Source organism: Paenibacillus thailandensis, assembly GCF_042685365.1.
In the GTDB taxonomy this organism is placed as follows: Bacteria; Bacillota; Bacilli; order Paenibacillales; family Paenibacillaceae; genus Paenibacillus_AP; species Paenibacillus_AP thailandensis.
In genome coordinates this window covers 527,748-542,259 of sequence record NZ_JBHUMY010000006.1, presented here as the reverse complement: position 1 = coordinate 542,259, position 14,512 = coordinate 527,748, and the positions used below count along the sequence as shown (strand labels likewise).

The 14,512-nt window shown below is 52.4% G+C and carries 16 protein-coding genes; 2 read left to right on the top strand and 14 right to left on the bottom strand.

Going from position 1 to position 14,512, the window contains the following annotated elements:
• Positions 1–3: 3 nt before the first annotated feature.
• The 6 genes from ACFSW5_RS07375 to ACFSW5_RS07350 form a co-directional block, all read right to left on the bottom strand.
• Positions 4–1,056 (bottom strand): DUF3231 family protein, encoded by a 1,053-nt coding sequence (locus tag ACFSW5_RS07375; protein WP_379270799.1) that lies wholly within the window; start codon positions 1,054–1,056, stop codon positions 4–6.
• Positions 1,057–1,280: 224 nt separating this feature from the next.
• Positions 1,281–2,573, bottom strand: coding sequence for a UDP-N-acetylglucosamine 1-carboxyvinyltransferase (murA, locus tag ACFSW5_RS07370; RefSeq protein WP_379270796.1), 1,293 nt, complete (start codon positions 2,571–2,573; stop codon positions 1,281–1,283).
• 18 nt (positions 2,574–2,591) lie between these two features.
• Positions 2,592–3,266 (bottom strand): FHA domain-containing protein, encoded by a 675-nt coding sequence (locus ACFSW5_RS07365; RefSeq protein ID WP_379270793.1) that lies wholly within the window; start codon positions 3,264–3,266, stop codon positions 2,592–2,594.
• Positions 3,267–3,630: 364 nt separating this feature from the next.
• Positions 3,631–4,785, bottom strand: coding sequence for a serine hydrolase domain-containing protein (locus ACFSW5_RS07360; RefSeq protein WP_379270791.1), 1,155 nt, complete (start codon positions 4,783–4,785; stop codon positions 3,631–3,633).
• Positions 4,786–5,079: 294 nt separating this feature from the next.
• Complete coding sequence (locus ACFSW5_RS07355; RefSeq protein WP_379270788.1) at positions 5,080–5,613, bottom strand: tetratricopeptide repeat protein; 534 nt, start codon at positions 5,611–5,613, stop codon at positions 5,080–5,082.
• A 131-nt stretch (positions 5,614–5,744) separates the two neighbouring features.
• Positions 5,745–6,152 (bottom strand): VOC family protein, encoded by a 408-nt coding sequence (locus ACFSW5_RS07350; RefSeq protein WP_379270786.1) that lies wholly within the window; start codon positions 6,150–6,152, stop codon positions 5,745–5,747.
• A 153-nt stretch (positions 6,153–6,305) separates the two neighbouring features.
• On the opposite strand from ACFSW5_RS07350, the gene ACFSW5_RS07345 reads away from it, so the two are divergent.
• Complete coding sequence (locus ACFSW5_RS07345; protein WP_379270783.1) at positions 6,306–6,476, top strand: hypothetical protein; 171 nt, start codon at positions 6,306–6,308, stop codon at positions 6,474–6,476.
• Positions 6,477–6,634: 158 nt separating this feature from the next.
• On the opposite strand, the gene ACFSW5_RS07340 is transcribed toward ACFSW5_RS07345, so the two are convergent.
• The 6 genes from ACFSW5_RS07340 to ACFSW5_RS07315 form a co-directional block, all read right to left on the bottom strand.
• Positions 6,635–7,888, bottom strand: a complete 1,254-nt coding sequence (locus tag ACFSW5_RS07340; RefSeq protein ID WP_379271064.1) for a GyrI-like domain-containing protein — start codon at positions 7,886–7,888, stop codon at positions 6,635–6,637.
• A 58-nt stretch (positions 7,889–7,946) separates the two neighbouring features.
• A complete protein-coding gene (locus tag ACFSW5_RS07335) occupies positions 7,947–8,744 on the bottom strand; it encodes a VOC family protein (protein WP_379270781.1) in 798 nt (265 codons plus the stop codon).
• 38 nt (positions 8,745–8,782) lie between these two features.
• Complete coding sequence (locus ACFSW5_RS07330; protein ID WP_379270779.1) at positions 8,783–9,211, bottom strand: VOC family protein; 429 nt, start codon at positions 9,209–9,211, stop codon at positions 8,783–8,785.
• Positions 9,212–9,288: 77 nt separating this feature from the next.
• Positions 9,289–10,011 carry a sigma-70 family RNA polymerase sigma factor gene (locus tag ACFSW5_RS07325; protein WP_379270776.1) on the bottom strand — a complete coding sequence of 241 codons (723 nt, stop codon included), beginning with the start codon at positions 10,009–10,011 and terminating at the stop codon, positions 9,289–9,291.
• Between the two features lie 85 nt (positions 10,012–10,096).
• The gene (locus ACFSW5_RS07320) at positions 10,097–10,303 is read right to left on the bottom strand and encodes a GNAT family N-acetyltransferase (protein ID WP_379270773.1); all 207 of its coding nucleotides are present in this window, start codon (positions 10,301–10,303) and stop codon (positions 10,097–10,099) included.
• Positions 10,304–10,502: 199 nt separating this feature from the next.
• Positions 10,503–11,495 carry an aldo/keto reductase gene (locus tag ACFSW5_RS07315; protein WP_379270770.1) on the bottom strand — a complete coding sequence of 331 codons (993 nt, stop codon included), beginning with the start codon at positions 11,493–11,495 and terminating at the stop codon, positions 10,503–10,505.
• 328 nt (positions 11,496–11,823) lie between these two features.
• On the opposite strand from ACFSW5_RS07315, the gene ACFSW5_RS07310 reads away from it, so the two are divergent.
• Complete coding sequence (locus ACFSW5_RS07310; protein ID WP_379270766.1) at positions 11,824–12,633, top strand: GT-D fold domain-containing protein; 810 nt, start codon at positions 11,824–11,826, stop codon at positions 12,631–12,633.
• 129 nt (positions 12,634–12,762) lie between these two features.
• Here ACFSW5_RS07310 and ACFSW5_RS07305 read toward each other — a convergent pair whose 3' ends face one another.
• Both ACFSW5_RS07305 and ACFSW5_RS07300 read right to left on the bottom strand, forming a co-directional pair.
• The gene (locus ACFSW5_RS07305) at positions 12,763–14,181 is read right to left on the bottom strand and encodes an FMN-binding glutamate synthase family protein (protein ID WP_379270764.1); all 1,419 of its coding nucleotides are present in this window, start codon (positions 14,179–14,181) and stop codon (positions 12,763–12,765) included.
• Complete coding sequence (locus tag ACFSW5_RS07300) at positions 14,165–14,458, bottom strand: hypothetical protein (RefSeq protein ID WP_379270762.1); 294 nt, start codon at positions 14,456–14,458, stop codon at positions 14,165–14,167. Before ACFSW5_RS07300 ends, ACFSW5_RS07305 begins: the two co-directional genes overlap by 17 nt.
• Positions 14,459–14,512 lie beyond the last annotated feature (54 nt).

Here is a 14,512-nt window from a genome sequence, read left to right as displayed (position 1 = left end):
CACCTACTGTCTCGACAATGCTTCGCGATCCGCCGCTTGCGGAGGCTGCTCCATCCAGCCCATATCGATCAAGGTATTGGCTCCGTCTTCCACGTAATTGCCCACCTCGATAATGAACCTCGCGAAAGCGGCGGTTACGTCATGTCTTGCACTGAACGAAAGAGCATTGCCATACGTTCGGGTTCGCATCGTAAACATATCCATTTTATGGGTTACCATTAATTTATCCGAAAATGGAGATACCGTGGAGTCGGTAACCAGATGATTCATCAACGGAATAGACGACAGATCGTCTTTATGCAGCAGCCTGGTTAAAATATCGTATTGCTTCAGGACGATTTCCTTCCCTCTTTTAAAGTATTGCCGGACCTGATCTATTTTTGCGGTTTGGCAGAAGCCAACCAAAACGGCGCAGCTTGTCGCGTTGTTCTGGAGGTTGTCGTAAATATGGGTGATTTCCAGCGCTTGAAGCGGACGGACATCCCCGAAGAAACCGTTCAAAAACCGCTGCTTTTTCACGAAATCGATTTTTTCCGGAGCGGGGATGTAAGGCGGCTTGATTAAAAAACCTTTCGCATCCAGCAAATCGTTCACATCGTTCATTAATTTGATCGTGGAAGAAAGGCACTCCGTAAAAAATTCCCGGATGTCCCGCCGGCTCATCAACGGCACGGCGATTCCATAAATACTGATTCCCGCTTTACCGGTATATTTCAAGTAATGCAGGTAGAACTCGTCGGCGTACAGCCGGGGCGCTCCCAAATTTACATCCTCCTCGGTGAAACCGACCGGAAGCGGATGACCGTCCCCGGTTAAAATATTCGAGGCGGTTTGTGCGAACCGATCGGCTAAACGGAGCCCCTCCTCCAACACTTGTCGGATATCCCCGTCATCCACGTGCTGAAGAAAGTAGCGCAGGACGCAGCGGGCCATGCTGTTCCCCATAAAGGTCGTCCATAACTTCCCTACTTCGGCTGAAGTTAAGGCAGACTTAACTTTAACCGAATCGTTTTCTTCTGTAAGGCTTACTTCCACAGGTTCGAGTTTTATGATCACGTGATTTGCCACCTTTTTTCTTATTAGATTCTAACAATTTCGTTAATTTATTCGGATAGGAAAATCGCCGCGGCCGAGGCAGGAAATCGTCTTCCCGAAAGCTGCAGCCGCGGATTTGCCCTTTAGGGACCACCATTGCATTGTGACGAACATGCCAAGATAAAGAAAAAAAGCCTGCGCAGTTAAAACCCGCAGACTTTCTTAAATCTAAGGCGATAAATGAATTACCCTTGTCTATGCATCCGGCCGGGCAGCTCCTGAGCATCCAGCTCGCGCAAGTAGAGCTTGGCTCCGATAGCTCGGAAGCTTCCGATGACATCCTCATAGCCGCGCTCGATATGCTCGACGCCTGTGACAAACGTGGTCCCTTCGGCCGCTATACCGGCCAGAAGCAGGCAAGTTCCGGCACGCACATCCGTTGCATGAACCCATCCGCCTTGGAGCGGAAGTCCGCCACGGATAAAAATGCTTTCCTGCCGCTGCTCGATCTCTGCGCCGAGCCGCCTCAGCTGCGGCACGTGCGCGAACCGCTTCGGGAAGATGCGCTCGGTAACGATGCTCTTTCCCTTGGCGTGCAACAGAAGCGAGGTCATCGGCTGCTGTAAATCGGTGGCGAAGCCCGGATACATGCCCGTCCGGATCCGCGTTGCCTTCAGCTTGCCTGTACCGTAAGCCGTAATATGGCTTTCGCCGCATTCCACATGCATCCCTACCTCCTCCAGCTTGGCGAGGCAGGCTCCAAGATGCTCGGGGATGACATCCTTGACGGTAACCTGACCACCCTGGAGCCCGGCCGCCATCAGAAAAGCCCCGGCAATCAGCCGATCCGGAATTACGGTGTGCATCCCCCCGTTTAAATAAGAAACGCCTTCAATTCGGATTCGTTCCGTTCCCGCGCCGTAAATTCGTGCGCCAAGCCGGTTTAGGAAATTCGCCGTATCGACCACTTCCGGATCCACGGCCGCGTTATGCAGCTGCGTCCGCCCTTTGGCCCGCACAGCCGCCAGCATCGCGTTAATCGTCGCGCCGCACGTGACGGTGTCGAAATAAATATCCGCGCCCTTCAGCTCAGCGGCTTCGACGATATAATAATCATGATGGATATGAACCTGAGCTCCGAGCGCTTGAAACACCTTAATATGCTGATCGATCGGCCTTGAAACGAAATCGTCCCCTCCCGGAAATCCGATCGTAACTCTGCCGATTTTGCTTAGCAGCGCTCCTGCAAAATAATAAGACGCCCGAAAGCTCGAAGCCTTCCCCGGATCGATTACGGCGCTGTGAATCCAGCGCGGGTCGATGACGACTTGATGGCCTTCCTGTTTTAGCTCCATTCCGATATCGCGGCTGATCCCCGCAATGATACGAACATCGTCTATGCGCGGGATGCCCTCCAGCGTTACGATATCGTCCGCCAGGCACGCGGCGGCAAGCAGAGCTAGCGAGCTGTTCTTCGAACCCGGTATATGTACCTTTCCGTTCAACGGACCTGAATACTCCGCTTGTATAATTTTCATGATGTATTCCCACTTTCGTTATGACAATATCGATTCCGATTCAAGCACGTAGCCGCTGCCGCGTACTGCGCTAATAAGAAAGGTGTCTTTGCCGTATTTTTTGCGTACCCGATAGACAAGGGCGTTTAATTCGTCGAGCGTCACATCCGGGATGCCGTCCGTTCCCGTCGGCCTTTCCGGCCACACTCTGGATTTGATTTCTTCGAGCGGAACGAGGCGGTTCGCATTCTCATGCAGCACACGGATCAGCAAATATTCTTTTTCGGACATCGGAATCCGCTTGCCTTCCACCACACATTCCCTTTTCTCCCAAAAAATCTTGAACGGCGGTTCTTGAGCTTCCGGCTTCCTGATGACGCTGAGCGGTTCGATTTCAAGGGTCTGATCGGCAAAAATATAGGAAAAATGGAGAATGGCCATCCCTTTTGCGAGTTTAATGATATCGAAGTTGTTCAGAGGATATGGATGGTGCGGCGTCAGCCTTACGCCGTTGATCTCCGTTCCATGGCGGCTGCCCATATCATAGAGTACCGCCTTGTTCTTCTCTTTCCGGATGACGATATGCCGCCTTGAGATAAAGGCGTTCGTAAAGGCCAAATCCGGAGTCAATTGTTTGGATATTCGGCCGATTAACGTCTCATCCGCGCTTAGATCCACGCAGGTGCCCGATCGGTAGGGCTCGCCGCTGATCACGCATAGACATGCATAGTTTTCCAGTTCTATCCCTCCGTTTGCGGATAACAGGTTGCCACCGGTATTGGAAAATGACTCCATTAATCATCGTAACTGAAAGGGTGGTTGAATAAAACCTTTTGACGCTGACGGCTCGCTCACATTTCGGTCATGCCTTACCCTTATACGAAACCTAATCAATAAATCTATTGGCTCTAAATTGCCGGTGCTATAACTCGATTCAATAAAATAAACGTATCATCATGGAACATTGTTGCTATAATCGGCGCGATCGCTGCATCATATAATGATGTATATATGGAAAAAGCCGCATAGCTGCGGCTTCTTCAGATGTACATGTTCTTTTTTTTGATTCAACTGCAAATTATAAATCGGTTATGGCCGCCAAAACCGTATTGTTGAAGTAATCGGCGTACATGTTTTTGAAAGGCTTCCGGTGGTCCAGTTCCACGGACAGATGCACGGTAACCGTCTCATAAACCGGATCTACGCATACGAACGGACCGCCAGCACCCCAATGGGAGTAGGCGTCGGGCGAGAACAGATCCCCTCCGTCCCGCTTCATCCCGTTGACCGCCCATCCGTAACCCCAGTAAGCTTCGGGGAACACTTCGTCCCGATATTCCGAGGATACCCCGGGAATTTGATTTTTCGTCATTTCCCTCACCGATACAGGGCTTAATATGCGCGTTCCATTATAGCTTCCGCCGTTCAGAAACATTTGTCCGAATATGCCCAAATCGTTCGCCGTCGAATAAGCTCCGCCGCCGGCGGAAGTGGAGTTCAGACACTCTTCCGTCTCGATCCACTCTGCGCAGGGGGCATCGGGCGAACGCCTGACGACTCGGTTTCGCGCTTCGTCGGGAACACGATAATAGGTGTCGCGCATCCCAAGCGGCCCGAAAATATGGTTCGCGGCAAAAGCGTCATGCGTCAACCCGCTCACTCGCCTTACGATTTCTCCGAGCAGCTCGTAGCCATATCCGGTATAAGACATGACCTCCCCCGGTTCGTTCTTTAACGGACACCGATATATGCTGTGCAGAACCCTATAGGTTTCCGGGTCTTGAGAGGCGTCCGTCTGAGAAAGGCCGGAGAACGTTTCTTTATCGCTCAGCCATATCGCTTCGCTGTCGAGTCCGGATGTATGCGTTAACAAATGATGAATGCGTACGTTTTCTTTGCCTTCGCCGGCAAATTCGGGTATATAGTCGCATACCGGCCTGTTCAGCCCTACCCTTCCTTGTTCCACCAGCATCATGACGGATGTAGCCGTAAACAGCTTCGTAATCGAGCACACCGGAAACAACGCATCAACCGTCAAATCGACAGCCTCCGGATCGGGCCCAAGCTTCCCGTCTGCCTGATGAACGATAACGACTCCTCTACGGGCCGCGTATACGACTTGCGCCGGCGTTATCCCTTCCCCGACCATCCGGGTTGCGGCATTGCGAATCCGATCGACGCCCGATGCCGAAACTCCGGCCTTTTCGTATAGTCCGGCTACAGCATGAACCATAATCATGCCTCCTTTTATTATTAATGCAATTATTAATATTACACATTTATATTAACAATCCTCTTTTTTCTCCAAATCGCCTATACTTCTAACTGCCCCATTTTTCTAATAGGGCATCGTACTCGCTTTTGGTAATGGGCAGTATTGAGCCGTGACGTTTTTTCAAGCTCCCGAATGTTCGGATCGTTCATTAACGGCAACATATCGGATGCGTTCCAGTCCACAACGTCTCAATACGCGACGCCCCTTCTTGGATGCGTTTTCAAGAGCTCTTGCTTATAAAGGAAAGGGACCTCACCACGTTTCATCCAAGTGCTGCGCATAATACATAAGACCCCGTTTAAAGTATTGAAGCTTCTCGTCTGTCGTGGTCTCCAACAGATTCGTTAACAGGAGCTCCACCGACTCTTTGTGCTGCTTCGTATTATAAAGGGCAATTGCAAGGATGGCTTGAAGCGCCCGGTTATGCGGAAACTCATTTACGCCTTGGCGCAGCGTCTTTTCCGCATTCTCGTACTGTCCCAAAGCTCGATAAGTACTGCCAAGCCCCAGCAAGCATCTTTCTCGATCCGGCCCGGCGATACCAAGCTCAAGTGCTCGCAAATAGTAAGGAATGGCCTCTCGTCCTAAACCGGAATTGTCATGAGCCACGCCTGTTTGAAAATGAATTTCCGCGTCATCCGGGTACGCCGCCAATAAGTCCAAGAGAACCGATCTGGCCTCCTTCAGAATGTTCTGGTCTTGCTTGGCACGTCCCTCTTCCCGCAATTGGATCGCTTTTGCTAATCGATCGGACCTCATGCTCGCACTTCCCCTTTTTATATTCATTTTTATTACCTTCTAATGTATCGCTTTTTATAGCTTCCGTACAGTTGTTTTATCCATTTCAATCCCGAACGTTCATATCCCTCATAGGCAAAAAATATAAAAAAGAAAGCCGCAGGTATGCGGCTCCCTTCTTATTTTGCCGCTTTCGCGACGGGCACCATTTCGATCAAGTTGATTCGATGGCCGTCCGGATCGAAAGCATCGAACATCATATGATGATTCCATGGCGAATCCCAGGTCTCGATCTCCGTTACCCGACACCCTTTTGCCTTCAGCTCGGCATGCAATTCCATAGCTTGATTGCATTTAAAGTTAAAATTCAAGTTCGCCTGTGCGGTTAATGGCTCCTTGGTTTCAGCCAAGGTAAGCAAGGCGGCATGTTCGGGATGCGGATCGAAGAACAGCGTCGCCCCTCTTTTTCCGTCTCCCCAATCCTCGATTCCACGGCATACCAATCCGAGAGTCTCCGCATAAAACGAAATCGAACGCTCCAATTGAGTAACGGGAACGAATACACCGCCAATCTGCTGTACTGGCATCCTTACTCCTCCTTCATAATTTCATCTTTAAAATGAGATACGATCTTTATCGCTCGTATCGTTCGAAAGTCCTCCGCCGCATAATCCTTTTCGATTATGTGTAATGTAAGGTTGAGGCAGACAGCCGTACAATAAGGCGGGAGGAATAAACCAATGGCAACAAGCAGAAACCATCAAGGCGCGCACGGAATCGGACAAGCCGAGGAGCAGCTGAACGATCAAGTCGAGGCGGCCGTCGAAATCCAAGGCGAGGCCGAAATCGACCGCAACATCAAAGAAGCCGCAAGGCGTCCTTACCGGGCATCCGAAGAAGAAAAGGAATAAGTAACCAAACAAAAGCACCGTCGAAAAACCGCCGATTATCGAAAACGATAGCCGGCGGGTTTATTTTGTTGTTTTTGGTGCACCGCAAAACAATATGGACCGGTCTCGCAACCTCGTTAAACAGGAGCGACGTTTTCCCGCATTCCCGGACGCTTTATTCAACCCTTCATCTGGGCGACGACGATGCGATTGCCGTCCGGGTCCAGCAGCGCAAACTCGGATAAATCGTGAAAATGTTTTGGTTCCCCGGCTAGCTGAAATCCGTGTTCCCGCACATACGCAAGAGCGGCCTCAAAGTCCTCCGTCTCCAAATACAGTAGCTCGGTGAAATCGTCCCCGTTCAAGTATCGGTTCCGGTCCAGCAGCAGGGCGGCCCCGCGGGTTACGGGAACCGAATAGACCGGATCATCCGCGTTCTGCTCGTCGAGCGGCAACCCGAGCAATTCGGAATACCAGCCGGCTGCCGACCGCATGTCCTTCACATCCACGAATACGCCGCCGATCCGGGGCAGGATGGGGCTGTTCCCCTGAAGCACGGAGTCCGTGTCCGGTTCGCCGGACCAGCATGCCATCAACGTATTTCCATCCGGATCCCGGAAATTCAGAAACGCAAGCTGGCCGTGTCTCTCCGGCTCGGATAGCGGCTCCGCCTTCTCCTGCAAATAGCGGTACGCCGCGTCGATGTCTAGCGCGTCGAGCATAAACCGCGGCCGCGCCGGGCTCTCCCCGTTAGCCGCATCGGAATCGAGAATAAGATGAGTACCCGGCATGTCGAACCAATACACCGGTCCTTCGTTCAGCCGTTCCTCCCGGACGGGCAGTCCGAACAGCAGACTGTACCACTCCGCGGCTCTGCGCAGATCCGTCACATGGATGAAAGCGCCGCCGACCCGGTTTCTGAGCGGAATTTCGTTAGCCGGCCGGATCGGTATCCATAGCTCCATAACCGACTCAGGATTGTCATTTCCGTAATAACGCTCGTCGTAATACTCGACTTCCACGCCGTTTCGGTACGCGTAGCCGGATTGGGGCAGCCACTCCTCCCAAAAATAACGGAACGCCGTGCCGATCTCGTCGATGACGCCTTGCCGGGTGACGACACAGTACAAGCCGCCGGGAAAGAAATCCGCCGTCATCCCTTCAGGCAACCGATCGGCCTCAGAAACGCTGACGGCCGCCATATAGTCGAAAGGTCCGCCCGGTACGCATTCAGGACCGAACAAGCTAAGTCCGTACGCTCCCCCGGCGACATGCCCGATCTCCCCAACCCTCTCGTTAAACCTGGGCCATAAGCGGGTGATCTCGTTCTCCGAAGGCGGGACGTCCTTAGAAGGCGTGAACCTGATTTTCTCTCCTACAACCTGAAATGCGTCTTTCCACACGACGCTAGTGTTAATGATCCCTGCGGCCATATCCAACCTGAACCGACTCCCTTTCCATTTGCGTGTTTCTATCTCCTCGCCATTGCGTTCATCCATATCTCGGAAGCCCCGCAAATTCGTAATGCCTTTCCCGAATTATGAAAACAAGACCTTCAGGGGACACGGCTTCGAAGCAGCCTTCTCGCGGCTGCCTTTTCCCCGTTACCGCTCCTACGTTGCAAAGCGAGCCATAAACGCGCTCAATATCGGATGTTTGCAATGAAAAATAAGGAGAGCCAGCCGACTTCTCAATGACTTGCCGGTGAATTTCCTCGTTCATCACGATCATCGTGACGACCGTCTCTCCCGAGCCGACCTTCAAGTCGGCCCCTTGCCCCCAATGATGGATCAGCTCGAAGCCCAACATCCGGGTATACCAGGCGATCGAGGCTTCCAGGTTCAGCACGGGAAGAAATACGGCGAGGACCCGGTGGACGAGCGGAGGCACTTCTTCCTCCGACGGCGTATAAAATAAGGAAGATTCCTTCTCGTGACATAGACCGACAACGTTGCCGTCCGGATCGTAGAATTCGTTTACGTTCATATAAGATGTCCGCATGATCTCCGTCGTCCGAACGCCCTGCAGCGATAACCAGGCCTGATGCAAGTGCTCCCAATGGGTGTAGAAATTAAAGCTCGGCACATGCCCTTCCGAATCCAAATATCCCAATGCCCGTCCGCTCTCGTCCGACACGAGAGCAAGATGCGTCTCGCCTTCTCCCACTTTGAGCAAAGCTTCGGTTGCGCTTTGCGATAAGATGCTGCAACGGAACGTTTCGACGTACCAGCGAGCTGCGCTCGCCACGTCCCGTACGGGAAGAATAACCCGGTCGATTCGTTCTAACAATTCGCTCCCCTCCCGACTTGCATTCTCCAGCCTGCCCGTTATGCCCGGCACACCATAATCATATTGCCGTCCGGATCCCGGAAAACAAACCAGTGATCGTCTTGGATGTCCGTAACAAGTTCCGCTCCATGATCTTTCATGAACGCGTACGATGCGTCCAACTCCTCCGTCAACAGCATAAAGGCAGGCGTCCGGAAAGTTGGAGCTCCGCCAGGAGCGTTGCCGCCCCACATCGGCATCGTGTCCAAAATAATCCCGGACCCGTCGACGGGCAGCGAACACAGATGGCCGTTCATGATTGTGACGGTGCTGGAGGGGATACCCAATATGCGGCAGTACCAATCCCGCGCCTTCTCAATGTCCCGAACGGGAATAAATACGGCACCTGGACGGTTTAAGAGCGGACTCGATATTGGCTGCTCTCCCGATTCACCCTTCACGCTTTCCGTTTGATCAACAATCTCCATGTTTGGAATCCTCCTTAAAGTGTAGAGTCATCCATATAACGAACGGCAGCGGCGAAACCATACAACACATAAAAAAATTATGTACTCACCATAAGCAGGTTACCGTCCGGATCCTGAAAAGTAAAAAACAGCCGGCCTCCCATGCTGCGCAAGCCGCGTAAGCGGACCCCCCCTTCATGGAGCCGCAAATAGGCTTCGTAAATCGCTTTCGGATTACGCTTGCGAAACCCGTTTAGAATAGCTTCAAACCAGACGGGATCGGGAGCCGCTCCGGCGGGGCGGACTTTCGGATCTTCGCCTCTCGCCATATCGGCCATATCCCGCAGCCTCCTCCGGGCCCGCGATAGAGCGACCTGGACCGCGCCTTCCGTAGAGGCGATCATATGGGCGGTTTCTTTGGCCGTAAAATCGAACACATCCATTAATAGCAACACGACGACGGATTTGGGGTTCAGGAGACGGGCAATGGAATCCAACATCTCGCGCGTGTCGATCGCAAAATCCGAATCAGACGCCAGCTCTTGAATCGCATCGTCCGCCAGCGTCATCCCGGATCGCGTCCGCTTGCGGTACCGGTCGATCCAGAGATTCCGGGCAATGCGATAAACATACGTCCGGGATATCACTTTGCCCGGATCTCGTTCCATCACGCGGAGGAGCCGGACCATCGTATCCTGAACGAGGTCATCGGCTTCCCACGCATGACGCGAGAGAGATAAGCAATAAGCGTGCAGACCGGAATGGATGCTATGAAGCCATTCTTCGGTTTGCGTGCGTTTCGACGGGTCTATGGGAAGCAAGCGGAAGCCTCCTTCAATTCGATACTACGATCATACCAGAACATATGTTTGTTGCCAATAATTGTTTTTTGCGTTTTGCATTGAGCTATTTCCAATGTTTTTCCATGGCTTCTTTGGATGGGAAAAAACCGTTCCTGGAATAAAACTTAATGCTGTCAGCACTTGGCCAAAGGATAAGAAATTCAACTTCCTTTTCTTTTGACCACTTTTCAATTGCAAGGTGAATCTGAGTTCCGATCCCTTGACTTCTAAAAGATGAGAGACGATTTTTTTCTCGACTTCGGCGACCCAAATATACCAATCTCCGCCGGCCATGTTTTTCGCTCCCTTGTTTATATTTGGCTTATGCCTTCATTCGTGCTTTGATTGGATATCCCTGCTCTTTTGACGCTCATTTTCTCCTTCCTTTACAAAAAAGAAGAGGCACTGACCGCATCGTCAGTGCCTTTCTTGGAATCTTGCCGCAATGGGAGCCCGCCGACATCCCCGGCCTACGCGTCCGCTTGAGCGAACAAGCCTTCGATTTCCTTCATTTGTTCGGGACGAAGCGGCCCGTAGTGGAGGGCTTGCGCCGCCTCCTCGACCTGCTTAACGGTTTTTAACCCCGGAATCGGGATCGTGCAGCCGCTTCTCCCCCATATCCATCCGAGTGCCCCTTGTACCATGCTGCGCCCGTCCGAGGTGAGGATTTCCCGTACCGCATCAAGCGTCTTCAAATAAGATTCCTTCGGCTTCCCGTCCTTGAAGTAAAGGACCCAATCGTGATTGCTGCCCCGGACATCGTCCTGCGGCAACGTCGTCGACCGGTTGAATTTCCCGCTCAGCAAGCCCATCGCCAGCGGAGAATTGTTAATGCTGCTGAGCGAATGCCGCTCGCACGTTCCGATCATAGAAGGATGGTCGTGGAAGATGTTTAAAGGATGCTGGATTGCGTCGCCTGCCGAACGGGCGGCGAATGCTTCGGCCCGGACGGAATCGTCGGTGCTCCATCCGTACGCCCGAATCCATCCCTCCCGCTTGAGCCGGTCAAGCGAGTCGACGACCGAATCGATCGAATCGATCGGGATGCTTCCGACGTGAAGCTGGTACAGATCGATATAATCGGTACCGAGTCGCTTCATCGAAGCTTCGCAAGCTTTGCGAATGTAGGCCGGCGACACGTCGTACCGGGTATAAACCTGTCGTTCCTCCTCGTTGTAGGTGTAACCGAATTTGGTCGCGATAACCGCTTCGTTCCGGCGTCCTTTCAAGGCTCGTCCCAGCACTTCCTCGCTGTGTCCGGTCCCGTACGCATCGGCCGTATCGAAGAGATTGATGCCCAGCTCCAGCGACCGCCGGATGGCTCGAACGGATTCGTCGTCGTCGACCTCCCCCCACCCGTCCGGTTTTCCGTCGAGCCAGAACGGCCCACCGATCGCCCAACAACCGAATCCGACAGCGCTAACCTCAATATTGGATTTTCCGAGTTTCTTTTTTTGCAGCATACGGCAACCTCCATTCAATATACGTTTCGAATTCAGTATAAAGAAGAAAATCGGTTCTTTTTAGAGCCACTTTCCCTTCATTATTTTGGAACCAATTTGGAGGTCGGAGCCTGCTCGGCATTCATCCGGATTCTCAATCGGGACGTTCGATCGCGTCGCAGCTATGCGGCCAGCTTCATCGATTATTGGATCGCCGAATCTCCGGTGTAAAACCACGGCTCGCGAGGACTGGGCAATCGGCAGGTTCACTCAACGAACGTTGATTGGGGCACCCTCTTGCATCTAACTCATACTATAGGATGGAAGAAGCATTTAAAGGGGTGCCAGCATGTTATTATCATTCAGGCAGCGAACAAAAATAATCGAACGTCACTTCGGCAGGAAAACTGTCGGTCCCGGGTACGTTTACCGGCTCGTGAATCAAGCAGTCCGAACCAATAAGCCGGTCTCTGTCATTCGGCTCGGCGATGTCATGGCCAAGCTGTTGTCTGGCCGGAATGTAGATTCGCTGAAACCGGTATCCCAATTTCTAGGCATCCGGCTTCCCCTCTCCCCTCAGTTAAAACGCGACCTTCAATTCGCGGTCCAAAATGCCTCGGTCGTGGGATTATCACACTTCACCGGCAGCATGAACCATTTGAAGGAATATATCGAACGATCCGGATGGAAGCCGCACCGTATTGCAGATTCCTTTATCAATGACCAGCTGTACGAAAGAGGCTACCTCCACCGCCTGCTGCGAACCCATCGGGTAGCTTTGGTCGGGCGGGCCGCTCCGGCAGCGGCGGCGCAGCTGCGCAAACAGGGTTACCATGTCGCCTTTACAATCGCTTTGAACAACTATGACGAGCTCTCCGGCGCTCTAAGGAAACTGCGATCCAATCGGAAGCGGTTCGACCTCGTTTTTGTCGGGGCCAGTGTTCCCGGACGCATCCTTTGTTCCAAAATCAAGAACGAGCTTGACGCATCGGCAATCGAAATCGGCCACATGATGGATGCTATGTCGCATCCCCGGTCATGGGCAAAGCCGAACAACCGGCAGCGATTTAAGCATTATTGGATGCGGAAGCTGAAAAAGAAGCGTTCTTCCACAACGGCTTCGTCGTGGCGAGGTCCAAGCAATCCTGATCGTACTTGATGAGTTATGAAAAATCCCGATAAAAAGCAAACGATTCAAGTTCATGCCGCAAGACATGAACTTGAATCGTCAATGAAAAACCTCGCTCGTACGGTTCTATATAAAGCTCGTTGCTGCGCTCGCCAACCGTCAATGCAGAACCTCTTCCCCCTCGATCCTTTCTTCCCGATCGTAAAAGAAAGGCACCGTCTCTTCGAAGAAACGTTCCTGTTTTTTCGGCGAAATGTAGCCAAGCTCGATACCCGTCGCTTTAGATATAAACGGATCAAGCGTGCAGAGGTCCGATTTTGTAATATCCGCAAATGCGGTTTTCCCAAGCGTAATCGCGACCGACTCCATTTCCAGAACGCAAGCATTCAAATATCTTGCTAAGTTCATAGCCGCATGATCCACATCCAGCTGATCCGTCATTTTGCCTGTGTAAACAACCAGGCTCGTCGGCGGCTCGAAGGGTACGGCTTTTACCATTTGGTCGCTAATGAGCGCCATCACCGCCGCAGTGCCGATATATACGGCATCCGCGCCGAGCGCGATTGCTTTCAACATTTGCCCGGGCGTAACAAGGCCTCCGGTTGCCAGAAGATTGATGTCCCGGATAACGCCTTTTTCCGCCAAAAAATCTCTAGCCCTCGTAATGGCAAACAGCGTAGGCAATCCGACGTCGTCCTGCAGCGTCGGCGCGCCTCCATGCGTTCCCCCTTCCGCGCCGTCAAGCGTTATGAAATCAACCCCGGCTTCTACGGCGATCTGCAGTTCTTTCTCGAGATGATGGGTAGCGGCGATTTTAAGCCCGACCGGCACGCCCGTTTCGTCCCGCAGCCGTTTGACCAGCTGAATAAAATCGTCCTTCGAATTGACTCCGGGAAGCCGGGAGTGAATCCAAGCGTCTTCGCCTTCGCGCAGTGCAAATACTTCCCTGTAATCCTCCCCGATATTTTTGGCCGTCGTTCGCTGCGGCGCCGAGCCTTGCGCGCCTTGACCCAATTGAATTTCAATAGCATCCAGATGCATATATTTATCGGGCGTGTTCATCCAGCCTCCGCGGTTATATTGACCGATGAACAACCGGGCCGCTTCCCGTTCCTCTTTAAGAAGCCCCGCTTCGCCGGAGTTTGTCGCCGTGCCGACCTTTGTAGCCGCTTTAGCCAAGGCGATTTTCGTGTTTTTGCTTAGCGCTCCGCCGAAAGACATCGCTGCGATCATGACGGGAATCGAAATGGTCAACGGCTTTCTTGCCCGGTGCCCTATCGTAACGGAAGTTTGGATTCCGACGTTTTCAGGCGTTGGGAAACGGAAGAGATGAACCGGATTAAACATGATCTTCTCCCACGGTGACATATGGATGGGGCTGCCGAGCGGGCGCGAGACCGGAGTTCCTTGCTGAGCCCGCATGGTAATTTCCAGAAGATTCGTGATTCCGACTTTCTGAGTGCTCGGGATCATTTCGGCCAAGTTTTCCGTATATTGATCCCGCAAAAGTCTTGTGATCGCTTTATCGGCAGCTTCATTAACGGCCGAGCGGATGATATTCTCAATTAGTCTCAGCATGTCCGTCGCTCCCCGCCAGTCCCCCTCGCTCTATCGACTGTTTTATCCCTTCAACCTTCTCCGCCATCGCTAAACACATATGCTTCATCGTTCCCAACTGGCGGGAAGCGTTCTGCTCTTCGACGGCGATATCGACCAACTCGCGATTGTCGAAATTGGTAAGCTTCTGGTAGTGATCGCGTTCGACGGTGGCAAGGGTTCCCGCCATCGTTTCGAGCCGATTTAATTCGGAGTGGAGATAAGAGAGCGTATTTTTCAATTCTTGAACGTTGTCCATGGAGTACACCTGTCCTTTTTTTTATCGTTATCGTTGCCATGTCAGGCAAAAATA

Coding starts and splice junctions, on each gene's coding strand:
- murA (WP_379270796.1), bottom strand. CDS start 2,573: ATGAAAATTATACAAGCGGAGTATTCAGGTCCGTTGAACGGAAAGGTA.
- ACFSW5_RS07360 (WP_379270791.1), bottom strand. CDS start 4,785: ATGGTTCATGCTGTAGCCGGACTATACGAAAAGGCCGGAGTTTCGGCA.
- ACFSW5_RS07355 (WP_379270788.1), bottom strand. CDS start 5,613: ATGAATATAAAAAGGGGAAGTGCGAGCATGAGGTCCGATCGATTAGCA.
- ACFSW5_RS07350 (WP_379270786.1), bottom strand. CDS start 6,152: ATGCCAGTACAGCAGATTGGCGGTGTATTCGTTCCCGTTACTCAATTG.
- ACFSW5_RS07345 (WP_379270783.1), top strand. CDS start 6,306: ATGGCAACAAGCAGAAACCATCAAGGCGCGCACGGAATCGGACAAGCC.
- ACFSW5_RS07340 (WP_379271064.1), bottom strand. CDS start 7,888: ATGGCCGCAGGGATCATTAACACTAGCGTCGTGTGGAAAGACGCATTT.
- ACFSW5_RS07330 (WP_379270779.1), bottom strand. CDS start 9,211: ATGGAGATTGTTGATCAAACGGAAAGCGTGAAGGGTGAATCGGGAGAG.
- ACFSW5_RS07315 (WP_379270770.1), bottom strand. CDS start 11,495: ATGCTGCAAAAAAAGAAACTCGGAAAATCCAATATTGAGGTTAGCGCT.
- ACFSW5_RS07310 (WP_379270766.1), top strand. CDS start 11,824: ATGTTATTATCATTCAGGCAGCGAACAAAAATAATCGAACGTCACTTC.
- ACFSW5_RS07305 (WP_379270764.1), bottom strand. CDS start 14,181: ATGCTGAGACTAATTGAGAATATCATCCGCTCGGCCGTTAATGAAGCT.
- ACFSW5_RS07300 (WP_379270762.1), bottom strand. CDS start 14,458: ATGGACAACGTTCAAGAATTGAAAAATACGCTCTCTTATCTCCACTCC.